This is a genomic window from Gordonia sp. (in: high G+C Gram-positive bacteria) (assembly GCF_020438995.1).
In the GTDB taxonomy this organism is placed as follows: Bacteria; Actinomycetota; Actinomycetes; order Mycobacteriales; family Mycobacteriaceae; genus Gordonia.
Window position 1 is genome coordinate 49,909 of sequence record NZ_JAGQTN010000002.1, and the last position, 14,036, is coordinate 63,944.

Sequence of the window (14,036 nt, forward strand, 5' to 3'; positions counted from 1 at the left end):
AGACCCGACCCACATCTTGATCCCTGAGGCCGAAGCGACGAAGGAGCGAGGGTCACGAAGGGTCCGGCGACACAACAGCATTCCGCAACCACAGCCATAACCCCACAGGACACCCAATGGACTTCACCCCCGACGAATCAACCGCGGACCTGACCGCCCTCACCGCCGAAATCGCCTCGTCGATCAGCACCCCCGAACGTGTCGCCGAACTCGAAGCCGCCGCAGCACCTTTGGACGCCAATCTGTGGCAACAACTGGCGAAGGCCGGGCTGCTGGGCCTAGAACAATCCTGCGACGGCCTCACCGCAGTCGACAACATCGCCGTGGCAACCGAATTGGGCCGGCACCTGGCCCGGGTCCCGTTCGGCCCGCACGCCGTCGTCGCCGGTCCGGTGATCGACGCGTTCGGCCCCGACACTCTGCTACCGGGCATCGCCGACGGTTCCATCATCGTGAGCGTCGCGGCCGAGGACGATCTTGCATCCGGAACACTCACCGCCACAACGGAACCAACATTCACCCTGTCCGGCACCAAGGTGAATGTCCCCTACGCGTCGGCCGCAACCCTGTTGCTGGTCACGGCAATCGGCCCCGACGGACCGGTCGCGGCGCTGGTCGGCACCGCCGATGACGGTGTCACCATCACCGACACCCCGGTCACCGGCCTGATCCCCACCGCACAGGTCACCTTCGACGGTGTGGTCGTGGAACCGGACCGCATCCTGCGACCCGGAGCTGTCGACGCGATCATCGCACGCACACGTCTGGCCGTGGCCGCTGAGCAGACCGGAGTCGTCGCCCAGGCGCTCCGCCTGACGGCCGAATATGCCTGTGAACGCCAACAATTCGACCGTCCGATCGGATCTTTCCAGGCCGTGTCGCAGCGCCTGGCCGACGGCTACATCGACGCGCAGGCGTTGGCCGTAACCACCCAGCAGGCGGCTTGGCTACTCGCACAAGATGATCCATCCGCCCCGACCGCGATCGCGACGGCCAAGTTCTGGGCCGCCGAGGCGGGGCACCGGATCGGACACAGTACCGTGCATATCCACGGCGGTGTCGGCCTGGACACCTCCCACCCGGTGCACCGATACTTCTTGCGCGCCAAGCAGAACGAGTTCACCGCCGGTTCCGCATCGGCAACGCTGCTCGACATCGGTGAATCACTTGCCGCCGAACCGGCATGACCGTCGCGGAATTACTACTGGCCCTCGCCGACGTCGACGACCGCGGTCTGTACTTCGAGGACGACTTCGTCTCCTGGCGTGACCATGTCACCCTGTCTCGACAACGGGTCGATGTGCTTGGGCCGCTTCTCGATCCGAGCCGACCACCCCATGTGGGCGTGCTGCTGGAGAACGTCCCTGAGTTCAGCTATCTGTTCGGCGCGGCAGCCCTGGGCGGATTCGTGCTCGTCGGCCTCAATACCACCCGCCGGGGCCAGGCGCTCGCCGCCGACGTCGAACGTTCCGACTGCCAGGTGATACTGGTCTCCGACGCCACCGAACACCTGTACGCGGCGGACTCGGGTGTGCGCGTTATCAATATCGATCGTCCAGAGTGGGCGGAACTGCTCGCGGACGCCCCCTCTGACGATTCGGCATCCGCAGCCGCCCCCGACGATCTGCTGATGTTGATCTTCACCTCCGGCACGACCGGCGATCCGAAGGCGGTGCGCTGCAATCAGCGCAAGTTCGCCGACCCGGGAATGATGCTTGCCGAACGCTTTTCGATCGGGCCCGAAGACGTCGCCTACATCGCGATGCCGATGTTCCATTCCAACGCACTCATCGCCGGCTGGTCCATCGCGGTGGCCGGTGGCGCGTCGATAGCGTTGCGCCGCAGATTCTCCGCCCGCGGATTCGCCGACGACGTGCACCGCTACGGCATCACGTTCGCCAACTACGTCGGCACCCCGATGCGCTACATCCTGGCCACCGAGCCCCACCCCGACGACGCGTCGTCGCCACTGCGGATCATGTACGGCAACGAGGCCTCGGCTGCAGACCGCACCGCATTCGCCGAACGCTTCGGTTGCCGGGTCGTCGACGGTTTCGGCTCCACCGAAAGCGGAGTCGCGATCACCCGCACCCCCGACACCCCCGACGACGCCCTCGGCCCCCTCCGCGAACCTAACGCCATCGTCGACCCCGACACCGGTACGCCGGTCCCACCCGGCACCGTCGGCGAGATCGTGAATGCCTCCGGCCCAGGCCTTTTCAGCGGCTACTACAACGACCCCGAAGCCACCGAAGACCGCCTGCGCGGCGGCATTTACCACACCGGCGACCTCGGCTGGGTCGACGACGCCGGCTACATCCACTTCGCCGGCCGCACCGGAGACTGGCTGCGCGTCGACGGCGAAAACCTCGGCACCCAACCCATCGAACACATCCTCCTGCGCCATCCCCGGATTCACCACGCCGCCGTCTTCGGCATCCCGGTAGAGATCGGCGACGAGATCGTCGCCGCCCTCGTCGCCGACGACCTCACCGCCGAAGCCCTCACCGACTTCCTGGCCACCCAACCCGATCTCGGCCCCAAACAATGGCCCCACCGCGTCCTCCTCCTCGACACCCTCCCCCAAACCGCCACCTTCAAAACCGTCAAGACAACCCTGCGCCCCCAAGCCTCATCCCCCACCTGGACCCTCACCAACCACCACTACACCTAACGTTCCCGCGCATTGGTTTCCTTGGCCGCTAAACGGATCTGCTTAGCGGTGAAGGAAGCGCCTGCGCGGGAACGCAGCGTTCTGGGACACTTATTCGATGCAGGACGACTACGATCAGCGCTTAAGCGAGTGGGCTCGCACTTACAATGGATATGAGCGTCTCGCGGGAGGACCATCGGGACTCGCCACGCTCATTGAGCCTCTTGAGCGGGAATTTGAGCAGAGCCGCAGGATCCCGGAATGGGCAGGGGTGGAGCTTCTCCGGGGTTGGGCGTTCTGGCTGGTCCGGTCTCATCACCACAGCGGTTATGCTCCTTTGTCAGAAGAATATCCGCAGATACTCGCCATCGCCGAAACCATCAACCGCCATCCGGGTTGCCGGGACACAGATCGTGCGCCCAAGCGCTGACGTTCCCCGGAAACCGCCCCGACGATCGCCTGGGCTACCGCCTACCGAGTTCTCCCTCCATCCACCCGTTGTCGGACGGCTCTGGCACAATCCGTCGGAACGAAAGGAAATGCGAGGTGACTGTCGAGTCGGGTTGGGCACTGGTGGATGTGGAGACGTCGGGGCTGCGGGCCCGCGAGCATCGGGTGCTGAGCGTCGCTGCGATCACGATGGACTCCTCGGGCCGGGTCGAGGAGGAGTTCTCGACGTTGCTGAATCCGGGCTGCGATCCCGGTCCGGTGCATATCCACCGGTTGACCCGTGAACGGCTGCGCGGCGCACCGACGTTCGACACCATCGTCGAACCGCTCACGCAGCTGCTGGACGGGCGCACACTGGTCGCGCACAATGCGGCCTTCGATCACGGGTTCCTCGTCGAGGAGGCACGCAGGGCGGGTGCGAAACTTCCTACTGCGCAACGGTTGTGCACGGTCACCCTGGCCCGCAGACTCCAACTTGACGTTCCCGATGTGAAACTCGGGACGCTGGCGCGCCATTGGGGGATCCGGCAGGACAACGCCCACGATGCTCTCGACGATGCCCGCACGCTGACGCACGTGTTCCGGCGCAGCGTCGACCTGGCCGACTCGCTCGGGCTCGGGTTGCCCATCGTCGCGTGCGGTGCATCGTCACGTGCCTACCCGGACAAGGTCACCCGGGTGCCCTGCCCGTGGCGGGAGGCAGGTAGGTACGACCCGGCGATCGGGCTCGTTCAGGGCACCAAGATCGTCATCACCGGCCCGACGAATGTGTCCCGCACCGAACTCGCCCACCGGCTCGCCGACGCCGGTATGGACGTGATGAGCGGTATCAGCCGGAAGACCGGGCTGCTGGTGGTCAATGCAGGTGCACCGCACAGCCGGAAACTGGAGCGGGCGGGCGAGTTCGGCACCCCGATCGTCGACGAGGCCACGGTGCTGCGGCTGGCCGCAGATCCCGTTGCGGGCGTACCCAAGTCCGCGCCGGCCGAGATCGAGGTCATCGACGTCATCTCCACACCGGCGAGGCCCCCGAAACCGGCCGGGCCGTGGGCCGGCCGGCGGACCCTCGTCCTCGGTGGGTCACATCTCGAAGCCACCGTGATGCGTTCGCGCATAGTCCAATTGGGCGGCGTTCCGGCCATCAACCTCACCTCACGGGTCACCCAGGTGCTGGTGTTGTCCGGCGGCGAGGGCGACCCGCGGATGACCAAGATCATCAACCGCAAGCTCACGCTGCTCGCGATGGCCGACGTCGACGCCGCACTCGGCCTGGCCGTCCCTAAGATCGACACCGAAGTCGATACCGAACCGGATGCAGAGACGGAGGTCGCGCCCATGCCTGAACCGGTGACGATGACCCCCGGCATGGTCATCGACCTGCCGACGGGCCTGCACAGCGTCTCGGTCAACGTCGCATGGAGCGCCGCCGCCATCGCCGCGCCGGAGGTCGACGTCGTCGCATTCGAACTCGACACCACCGACCGGGTGCCCTCCGACGACGAGTTCGTATTCTTCAACCAGCCCGCCTCCCCCGACGGCTCGGTGTCGCTGAGCATCGACGGCGATCGTGAGCAAGGCATCACGGTGCAGCTCGGTTCCGTCCCCGAGGACATCGCACGCGTCAGCGTCGGCGCGGCGATCGAGCGGGCGACGTTCGGTGACCTCGGACCGCTGTCGGTGACGGTCGACAGTGGCACCACCACCATCGCCACCGCGGTCCTCGACGCCGCCACCTCGGAACGGTCGATGATCGTCGCCGAGGTCTACCGCCGGCGCGATGTGTGGCGGCTGCGGATTCTCGGGCAGGGATACGACGACGATCTCGCCGCGTTCGCCGTCCGGCACGGTGTAGAAGTAGACGGCTGACGCCTGGGGTGGAAGTGGACGGCTGACGCGAGCACGGGCACGATAACCCGATGACCTCTCCCACCGGCCCCCTGCTTCACCTGTGCACCGAGGCCGAATGGTCGCGGGCACAGACCCTCGGCCACGTCGACGCCCCGTCCCTGACCGAGGTCGGCTTCATCCACCTGTCGGCGCCGTATCAGGTGCATCTGCCCGCCAACCGCCTGTTCGCGGCCCGCACCGACCTGCTGGCGCTGCACGTGGATCCGGCGCTGGTGACGGCGGAGATCCGCTGGGAACCGGGTGTCCCGACCGACCCGGAGAGCATGCTGTTCCCGCATCTGTACGGCGAACTTCCGGTCGCCGCGATCGTCGCTGCCGAACCGTATCTTCCCGACAGCGAAGGAGCGTTCGCGCCGCTGTCCGACGCGGGCTGAGCGCCCCGGCCGGAAACGGACCCCACTGTACGGACCGCACACCGGCACTGGTATTCGTACTGGGTACGCTTATCTATCCGGCGACCGGCGAGGACCATGGACACGATCGATCTGTTGTGGCGCAAGGAGGCTCCGCAGCTCCGTCGCGGCAGGCCCCCGAAGTACACGACCGATCAGATCGTGAGCACCGCCATCACCGTCGCCGACGAGAAGGGCGCCGAGTTCACCGTGCGGGATGTGGCGGCGGCGGTAGGGATTCCGGTCATGTCGCTGTACTCGTACGTCGACGGCCGCGAACAACTGATCGCGCTGATGGTCGATCAGGTATACCTCGACATGGCCTACACCGACATCACCTCGATCGGGCCGGGCGACGACTGGCAGACCATGTTGTCGGCGGTCGTCGCCGACAATCTTGCACTGTTCGCCGAGCATCCCTGGCTCACCGACCTGGCCGTCATACACGCGGTCGCGGGTCCGGGTGCGCTCGCCAAGTACGAGCGAGAGCTGACGGCCGTCGAATCGCTGCCGTTTTCCGACATCGCCAAGGACGCGGTCCTGACGCTGGCACTGGACTTCGCCCGGACCCGGTCCCACACGGCCGCGACGACCGCCTACGAGCACGCCGCGCAGCTACCGGAGAAACTCGCCGAACTAGGTGCGGCCGAACGCTTTCCGATCGCAGCACGGATGGTGACGGCGCAGGCGGGCAAGGCTCCGGCCCACGAGTTCGGCTTCGACGTGATCCTCACCGGCATCGCGACGATGAACGCCGCGATCACCCACCACTACGGCCCGGCCGGTGATAGCGGCAACCGCGGCCGGCTCACCATGCGCACACCGAAGTCGGGCCCCTTCGCCGGTTGACGCATGAGGGGCGTCAGCGACGAATAAGGCCGCGACTTGAACTGCGCCCCGCGTATCGGATATCGCGACAACCGATACGCACGACGAAATCGGTGACGCGGGAACGTCGATCTGCCTGCCCGGTACGGTCGGCGAAGCCGCGCTCGGGGACTGCGTGGCCTCATGGCCCGAGCAGGGCGAGGGGAATGACGGCGATACCGTCAGGACGGCGGTGGGCCGCCGGGCCGGTGTTGATGATGACTCGGTCGATGATCTGGTCTCCGTAGACATTCGACAGCCACATGAGGTGCTTCACGTCGTGGTCGGCGACGGTGTTGGTGAGCTTCACTTCTACCGCGAGCACCCGGCCTTCCGGGTCGGTGAGCATCAGGTCGATCTCGTGGTCACCGTTGCGGGTGCGCAGGTGAGTGACTTCGGCTTCGGCGCGCTGTGCAAGCACCCGGACGCTGAGTGTGACCAGCGATTCGAACAGTCTTCCGAGTACTGTGCCCTGTTGTGGACCCAGTGGTGTTCCGGCTCCATCCAGCAGCGACTGATGAGTGAGTCCCAGTAGCCGTGCGGCGAGCGCGGGGTCGGCAAGGTGATGTGTCGGCGTCTGGCTCAGCCGAGCGAATTCCTTACCGATCGGCGCCCACGCCGGTAGCGGGTCGAGCAGCCACAGCTGTTGTAGCGCGTCACGATATGCTGCCGTCGTTGCGCGGGCCGGTTTCTCAGCAATGCCCGCAGTAGATGCGTCGAGTATTTCTGTGTAGCTTGCGGTTCCTGAACTGGCTGCCGCATAGGCTCGTAACCAATCGAGCAACACGGCTGGTTTACGTACGGAGAGTCCCAGCTCCGGGATGTCGCGGTCTACGGCGTTGCGCACATAGCTGTCGAGCTCACCTCGCAAGAGACGCGGTGGCAGCCCGCGAAGTCCGGGAAAGCCGGACGCCATGATCTCTTCGACGTAATGCGACAACCGGATGTCGGTGTGACCTTCTACCTCGGCTGTTCCGGCCAGGAGCCCTTCGAGGCTCACAGATGGAATTGTGATGCCCCGCTCACTGAACGCGAGTGGCCGCATTCGCAGACGAGTGATCCGACCGGCGCCCGAGTGCGCGGTTGCGCCGTCCCGTGGGGTCGCGCTCCCGGTCAGCAGAAACTGGCCCGGCGTACGGTCCTCGTCGACTGCCCGGCGTACGACGTCCCAGACATCGGCCACGTGTTGCCATTCGTCGATCAATAGGGGACGCGTGCGGAGCAGGATGGACTCCGGGTCCGCTCCGACGACCTCACGTACTGATCGCGAGTCGAGTCGCAGGACGCTCGCGGCCCGGGCCTGCGTAGTCGAGGTCTTACCCACGGCCTTGGCGCCATCGATGGCAATCGCCGGCAGCGCCGATAGCATCAGGTCGAGTTCATCGTCGATCGCGCGCCGCTGATAGTCCACGCTCGAATCTTACATCTGGCAGAGACTCTATATTACAGATAGCAGGATATGGATTGTGCATACAGCAGGATATGAACTTGCCAGATAGCAGGACAGGGTGGACCCGGTCAAGCAAACTGCCGTCGTCGTGTCCGCTACACCGAGCCGCGACTTGAACTGCGTCCCGCGTATCGGATATCGCGACAACCGATACGCGGGACGAAATCGGCGACGCGGGAACGCCGTTCTGGCTGCCCGGCGAGTCAGCGGCTTTGGCGGGCGGCCACCGTGCGCGACATCCGGTCCACCGCGGCGTCGTAGCCGGACACCAGCCCGTCGATGAGTTCGGCGACCGGGGTGATGGCGTTGCAGCGGCCCACGATCTGCCCGGCGGGCATCGCGACGACCTCGGGGTCGTCGGCGGCGGAGATGCGGGCGTGTGCCTCGCCGACCAGCAGGTTCTGCAGCGGCATCGGCAGCGGCTCGGGCGCGCCGGGGGCATCCCAAGCGTCGGTCCAGCGGGTCTTGAGCAGGCGGGCCGGTTTGCCCGAGTAGATGCGGCGGCGCACGGTGTCCCGCGAGGACGCCTTGAGCAGCGCCTGCTGCACGGTCGACGGCCCGTCACCGGTGACGCCGAGATTGTATTCGGCCGCGGTCAGCCAGTACGTACCCATCCAGACACCTTGTGCACCAAGGGCTATCGCGGCGGCGATCTGCCGGCCGTCGCCCACACCACCGGCCGCGAGCACCGGCGCGTCGCCCACGGCGTCGACGATCTCCGGCCACAGCACCATCGACGCCACGTCGCCGGTGTGTCCACCGCCTTCATAACCCTGCGCAATCACAATGTCGACGCCGGCGTCGATGTGGTGCAGGGCGTGCGCCGACGTCCCGGCCAGCGCCGCCACCTTCACGCCGTTCTCATGCGCGACGGCGATCACGTCGTCGGGCGGCGAACCGAGCGCGTTGGCGATCAGCTTGATCTGCCCGTATTTGCGGGTGTGTTCCATCGCGACGTCGACGTGGGAGCGGGCCACCGAGTGCAGCCAGCCGAGCACCCCGGTGTGGGCTTCGACGTCGTCGGACAGCGGCGGCACACCGAGGTCGGCCAGGGTGCGGTCGACAAATGCCCGATGCTCCGGCGGGATCATCGAGTCGAGGTCCATCTTGCTGCCCTCGGTGGGGATCTTGGCGGGCATCACCACGTCGACGCCGAACGGTTTGCCGTCGGTGTTCTCGTGCATCCATTCCAGGACGGCGTCGAGTTCCTCGGCCTCGTTGAACCGGACGCAGCCTAGCACGCCCAGGCCACCGGCCCGGCTGATCGCCGCCGCGACATGCTGCGACGGGGTGAATCCGAAGATCGGGTAGTCGATGCCGAATTGTTCGGCGAGTTGTGTGCGCATTGTTCCTCTTGTCAGGTCTGGCGGGTGGTGAAAGCTCAGAGTGTCTCGTCGGCGTCGTGGGCGGCGGTGTGCTCGGCGCCCCAGCGATAGTCGGGTTTCCCGGCGGGTGAGCGCTTGATCTCGTCGACGAACCAGACGGCGCGCGGGCACTTGTATCCGGCCAGTTCCTTGCGGACCACCTCGTTCAGGTCGGTCAGCGACGGCCGCGCGTTCCCCCGGGTGGCGACGACGGCGACGACCCGCTGACCGAAACGGTCGTCGGGCACACCGACCACCACGGTGTCGAAGACATCCGGATGGGCCTTGAGCGCGGCCTCGACCTCTTCGGGGAACACCTTCTCGCCACCGGTGTTGATCGACACCGAGCCCCGGCCGAGCATGGTGATCGAGCCGTCGTCCTCGACCCGGGCGAAATCACCGGGAAGCGAATACCGAACGCCACCAAACTCTTTGAAGGTCTTCGCCGACTTCTCGGGATCGTTGTGATAGCGCAGCGGGATGTGTCCCGAACGCGCCAGCGTGCCGATCTCGCCGCTGCCCGGTTCGATGACGGTGCCGTCCTCGCGCAGCACGTGCAGTTGTTTGTCGGCGGTGACCCGCGGCCCCCCGGAGGTGGGCGAACCCTTCGAGACGATGCCCAGTCCGCCGAATCCGGTCTCCGACGACCCGATGGCGTCGATGAGCAGTGCGTTCGGAATCCGGTCCAGGAACTCCTCTTTCACGTTCTGCGAGAACAGTGCCGCCGACGAGGCGACCGTCACCAGGCTCGACAGGTCGTAGTCGCGTTCGGCGAGGGCTTCCACCATCGGCCGCCCCATCGCGTCGCCGGTGATGAACACAACGTTCACCTTGTGCTTCTCGACGATCTCCCAGCTGCGGGCGGCGTCGAATTCGGGGTAGACGACGGCCTTCTGGCCGCCCATCAGCGACTGGAAGATCGCCCACTGGGAGCCGCCGTGGATGAACGGCGGGATGGGGAACCTGACGAGTTGCCCGCCTTCGGCGCCGACCCGCGCCAGGTGCCATTCGTCGGTGACCGGTTCGCTGGTGTGCCAGTCGATGCCGCCGCCGAGCACGCGCCAGATGTCCTCCTGCCGCCACACCACGCCCTTGGGTTTGCCGGTGGTGCCGCCGGTGTAGAGCATGTACAGGTCGTCCTCGCTGCGCGGCTCGAAGTCGCGTTCGGTGGACGAGGAGGCGATCGCGTCCTCGAACCGGCTCTCGCCCGGATCGAGTTCACCGGCCTCGTCGGTGCCGTCCTCGATGACGATGCGGCGCTCGATCAACGGCGCGTTCTGCAACACGTTCCGCACCTTGTCCCGGTACCGGCGTTCGTGGATCAGCACCTTCATCCCGGAGTCGGTGAAGATGTGCTCCAGCTCGCCTTCGACGTACCGGTAGTTGACGTTGACCATGACGGCCCGCGCCTTGAAGATCGCCACCATCGCCTCGACGGCCTCGACCGTGTTTCTGCTGTACAGACCCACCGCGTCACCCGGTTTGATCCCGAGGTCACGCAAGGTGTGGGCGAGCGCGTTGGCCCGGGCCTCGAGCTCGGCGTAGGTGTGGGACTCCCCCTCGGTCTCGAGGGCGACGCGCTCGGGGTTGAGGTCGACCGAGTGCTCGATGAGGTCAGCGATGGTGAAGGCCATGGCTACAAAACTAGAACGTGTTACTGTTTGGGGCAAGCGTGTACCACCGAACCCCAGAGGACGCCCTGCGATGACCGCTTCCGTCAGCACCGACGCCCCGCACTGCCTCGTCGAAAAGCGGGGCCACGTGCTCATCGTGACGCTCAATCGTCCGCAGGCCCGCAATGCGCTGTCGCTGGAGATGATGGCGACGATGCGCGAGGCGTGGGATCAGGTCGACGCCGATCCCGACATCCGGGTCGCGATCCTCACCGGCGCGGGTGGTTCGTTCTGCGCGGGCATGGACCTCAAGGCGATGCGCGACAACGCCCCCGGCGACACCGTCGACCAGGGCACCTGGAATCCCGCGAGCCTGCCCGCCCTGCTCAAGGGCCGCAGGCTCACCAAACCACTCATCGCCGCCGTCGAGGGCGCCGCGATCGCCGGCGGTACCGAGATCCTGCAGGGCACCGACATCCGGGTCGCCGGCGAGAGCGCCAGATTCGGTGTGGCCGAAGCACGTTGGGGCCTGTTCCCGCTCGGCGGCAGCGCCGTGCGACTGCCCCGGCAGATCCCGTACACCATCGCCGCCGACCTGCTGCTCACCGGACGGCACATCACCGCCGCCGAGGCCAAGGAGTACGGCCTGATCGGCTACGTCGTCCCCGACGGCACCGCCCTCGATCGCGCACTGGAGATCGCCGACACCATCGCCGCCAACGGCCCCCTCGCCGTGCAGGCCATCCTCAAGACCATGCGCGACACCGAAGGCCTCCACGAGGAGGACGCGTTCAAGATCGAAGCCAAGCTCGGCATCGCGGTATTCAAGTCCAAGGACGCCCGGATCGGCCCGAAAGCGTTCGCGGAGAAGCAAACCCCCGTCTTCACCGGCGAGTGACCAGCGGCGGGGTACTACATTCCCGCGGGCGGTGAGCCGAGTGCGAAGACCGCGCCGAACGGATCGGTGACCGTCGCGAGAGTGCCGTACGGCGTGTCCTCGCCGCCCATCAGGATCTTCCCGCCGAGTTCCTCCACACGGGTGACGGTGGCGCGGACATCGTCGACGGTGATGTACACCTGCCAGAACGAAGGAACCTCGGGCGGAAAGAGCTTGACCGAGTCCATGATTCCCGAGTACGCATTGCCATCAGGGGTCATCAACTGCGAGTAGGCGTCCGGTCCGACGGCGTCGGGATCGCCGCCGGTGCCCACCTCCTGGATCTGCGCGCCGGCGACGGCGCGATAGAAGTCCAGCGACGCCGCGTACGACTTGCTGTGGCATTCGAACCAGTACGGGGTGCCCTGCGTCCCCCATTCGGTGAATCCCGGGTGAGTGCCGGGCTGCCAGAATCCGATCGCAGCACCCGCACTGTCGATGGCGAACACCATCGTCCCGTCGTCACCGATTGCCATCGGCGGCACGATGATGCTGCCGCCGGACTTCGCGACGTCCTCGGCGGTGGCGGTGGCGTCCGTGGTGTACAGATAGACCGACCACACGTTGGGCGGACCACCGCCCTCCATCACCGGACTGAGCCCGGCAACACGTCTGCCGTTCTTCACGAAGTTCTGATAGCCGCCGAACTCCACGTTGGGCGGTGCATCCACCTCCCAACCGAACAGTTCACTGTAGAACGCGGCCGCGCGGGCCGTATCCTCACTGATCAGATCGAACCAGATCGGCGCACCGACCGGCGCCGAGTACTCGGACATGGCCATCTCCTCGTCATCAGACTTCCGATGGTTCGACAGTATGTGCTAATCGGCGTCCTGTCAGCACATCGGGGAGATCCGGCGCATCGGCCAGGCCGACTGTCGCGTTCCTGCGATGCCCCCGATACTGGTGGCATGGACTTGTTCGACGTTCGCCGCCTGCTGGACCGCTGGGCCCCGCTGTTCCTGCTCATCTGCGGGGTCGCGCTGGCCTCACTCACCCTGGCCGAGTGGGGCGTGGGAGATGAAGGCGTACGGCCGGCCGTGACCGGTCTCGGCAAGGTAAGCGTTCCGGGCGCGTCGCCGGCCGACGTCGTATTCCTGGAGGAGCACACCCAGCGTCCGGCGGTGCCGCTGCTGTTCTGCGGCGCGCTGATCGTCCTCATAGCGGCCGCAATGTGGTTGCACGACATCGTCTTCTGGACCGGCTTGATCGTGCTCGGCATCATCTTCGCCATCGCCTCCGTGCGGACCGTCCAAGTCATCGCCGACCCCGCCCCGCGCATGTTCGACAGCCTCGTCACCACCGAACTCGAATCCGACATGCCCGCGATGTCGGCCGGGTGGGGCGCCTACGCCGCGCTCGCCGTATGCGTGGTGGCGCTGGTCGTCCTGCTCACCCTGATGACGCTGCGAATCCTCGACCGCCGGCGGCCGGATACACCTGTGCCGGAGGGGTGATCCCTCCGGCACAGGTTCGGCCCACGAACGTCAGACGCCGGCGTTGGCGTCCTGCTTCTTGCGCAGTTCCAGCGCGATGTCGATGAGCTGGTCCTCCTGGCCGCCGACGAGCTTGCGGGCACCGGCCTCCAGCAGGATCTCCGCGGCCGGGACGCCGTAGCGTTCGGCGTGATTCTCGGCGTGCTTGAGGAAGCTGGAGTAGCAGCCCGCGTAGCCCATCATCATGGCCGAACGATCCACCAGGCATTCGGACGGCATCGCCGGACGCACCACGTCCTGCGCGGCGTCGGCGATCTTCATGAAGTCGATACCGGTGGTGATGCCGAGCTTGTCGCACACCCCGACGAACGCCTCGGTGGGCGTGTTGCCCGCACCCGCACCGAACCGGCGGATGGACCCGTCGATCTGCTGGGCACCCGCGCGCACCGCGTTGACGGAGTTGGCGACGGCGATGTCGAGGTTCTCGTGGCCGTGGAAGCCGATCTGGGCGTCGTCGCCGAGTTCGGCGCGCAGCGCCTGCACGCGGTAAGTGACGTCCTCGAGCACCAGCGCACCGGCCGAGTCGACGACGTACACGCACTGGCAGCCGGCGTCGGCCATGATGCGGCCCTGCTTGGCGATGACCTCCGGCGGCTGCGAATGGCTCATCATCAGGAACCCGACGGTCTCCAGGCCCAGCTCGCGGGCCAGCCCGAAGTGCTGGATCGAGACGTCGGCCTCGGTGCAGTGGGTGGCGATGCGGCAGATCTGTCCGCCGTTGTCCTGAGCGGCACGGATGTCGTCCTTGGTACCGAGACCCGGCAGCATCAGGAACGCGATCTTGGCGCGCTTGGCGGTTTCGGCCGCCGCCTTGATCAGTTGCTGCTCAGGGGTTTTGGAGAAGCCATAGTTGAACGAGGAGCCGCCGAGACCGTCGCCGTGGGTCACCTCGATGACCGGCACACC

13 protein-coding genes are annotated in these 14,036 nt (G+C 66.5%); 8 read left to right on the plus strand and 5 right to left on the minus strand.

The annotated features are described in order from the left end of the window. Nucleotides 1-116 precede the first annotated feature (116 nt). From KDB67_RS00270 to KDB67_RS00295, 6 genes are all read left to right on the plus strand, one after another. A complete protein-coding gene (locus tag KDB67_RS00270) occupies nucleotides 117-1,187 on the plus strand; it encodes an acyl-CoA dehydrogenase family protein (RefSeq protein WP_291010900.1) in 1,071 nt (356 codons plus the stop codon). After that, entirely contained in the window at nucleotides 1,184-2,674 is a 1,491-nt protein-coding gene (locus tag KDB67_RS00275; RefSeq protein ID WP_291010902.1) for a long-chain-fatty-acid--CoA ligase, read from the plus strand. Before KDB67_RS00270 ends, KDB67_RS00275 begins: the two co-directional genes overlap by 4 nt. Before the next feature lie 97 nt (nucleotides 2,675-2,771). Next, the gene (locus KDB67_RS00280; protein ID WP_291010904.1) at nucleotides 2,772-3,083 is read left to right on the plus strand and encodes a hypothetical protein; all 312 of its coding nucleotides are present in this window, start codon (nucleotides 2,772-2,774) and stop codon (nucleotides 3,081-3,083) included. Between the two features lie 116 nt (nucleotides 3,084-3,199). Then, on the plus strand, nucleotides 3,200-4,969 hold the full coding sequence (locus KDB67_RS00285; protein ID WP_291010906.1) for a TerD family protein: 1,770 nt from the start codon (nucleotides 3,200-3,202) through the stop codon (nucleotides 4,967-4,969). A gap of 50 nt (nucleotides 4,970-5,019) precedes the next feature. Continuing rightward, the gene (locus tag KDB67_RS00290; protein ID WP_291010908.1) at nucleotides 5,020-5,385 is read left to right on the plus strand and encodes a DUF952 domain-containing protein; all 366 of its coding nucleotides are present in this window, start codon (nucleotides 5,020-5,022) and stop codon (nucleotides 5,383-5,385) included. 96 nt (nucleotides 5,386-5,481) lie between these two features. Further along, the gene (locus KDB67_RS00295) at nucleotides 5,482-6,252 is read left to right on the plus strand and encodes a TetR/AcrR family transcriptional regulator C-terminal domain-containing protein (protein WP_291010910.1); all 771 of its coding nucleotides are present in this window, start codon (nucleotides 5,482-5,484) and stop codon (nucleotides 6,250-6,252) included. Nucleotides 6,253-6,412: 160 nt separating this feature from the next. Here the strand turns inward: KDB67_RS00295 and KDB67_RS00300 are convergent, their stop codons facing one another. From KDB67_RS00300 to KDB67_RS00310, 3 genes are all read right to left on the minus strand, one after another. Beyond that, entirely contained in the window at nucleotides 6,413-7,681 is a 1,269-nt protein-coding gene (locus KDB67_RS00300; protein ID WP_291010912.1) for a DUF4143 domain-containing protein, read from the minus strand. A 242-nt stretch (nucleotides 7,682-7,923) separates the two neighbouring features. Beyond that, nucleotides 7,924-9,066 carry a nitronate monooxygenase family protein gene (locus KDB67_RS00305; RefSeq protein WP_291010914.1) on the minus strand — a complete coding sequence of 381 codons (1,143 nt, stop codon included), beginning with the start codon at nucleotides 9,064-9,066 and terminating at the stop codon, nucleotides 7,924-7,926. A 35-nt stretch (nucleotides 9,067-9,101) separates the two neighbouring features. Further along, on the minus strand, nucleotides 9,102-10,718 hold the full coding sequence (locus KDB67_RS00310; RefSeq protein ID WP_291010916.1) for an acyl-CoA synthetase: 1,617 nt from the start codon (nucleotides 10,716-10,718) through the stop codon (nucleotides 9,102-9,104). A 70-nt stretch (nucleotides 10,719-10,788) separates the two neighbouring features. On the opposite strand from KDB67_RS00310, the gene KDB67_RS00315 reads away from it, so the two are divergent. Next, the gene (locus tag KDB67_RS00315) at nucleotides 10,789-11,595 is read left to right on the plus strand and encodes a crotonase/enoyl-CoA hydratase family protein (protein ID WP_291010919.1); all 807 of its coding nucleotides are present in this window, start codon (nucleotides 10,789-10,791) and stop codon (nucleotides 11,593-11,595) included. A 14-nt stretch (nucleotides 11,596-11,609) separates the two neighbouring features. On the opposite strand, the gene KDB67_RS00320 is transcribed toward KDB67_RS00315, so the two are convergent. Then, entirely contained in the window at nucleotides 11,610-12,410 is an 801-nt protein-coding gene (locus KDB67_RS00320; protein ID WP_291010922.1) for a VOC family protein, read from the minus strand. 135 nt (nucleotides 12,411-12,545) lie between these two features. On the opposite strand from KDB67_RS00320, the gene KDB67_RS00325 reads away from it, so the two are divergent. Then, nucleotides 12,546-13,091, plus strand: a complete 546-nt coding sequence (locus tag KDB67_RS00325) for a hypothetical protein (RefSeq protein WP_291010923.1) — start codon at nucleotides 12,546-12,548, stop codon at nucleotides 13,089-13,091. A gap of 30 nt (nucleotides 13,092-13,121) precedes the next feature. Here KDB67_RS00325 and dmpG read toward each other — a convergent pair. Next, nucleotides 13,122-14,036 (minus strand): 4-hydroxy-2-oxovalerate aldolase (gene dmpG / locus KDB67_RS00330; RefSeq protein WP_291010925.1); only part of this gene is annotated, 915 nt, incomplete at its 5' end.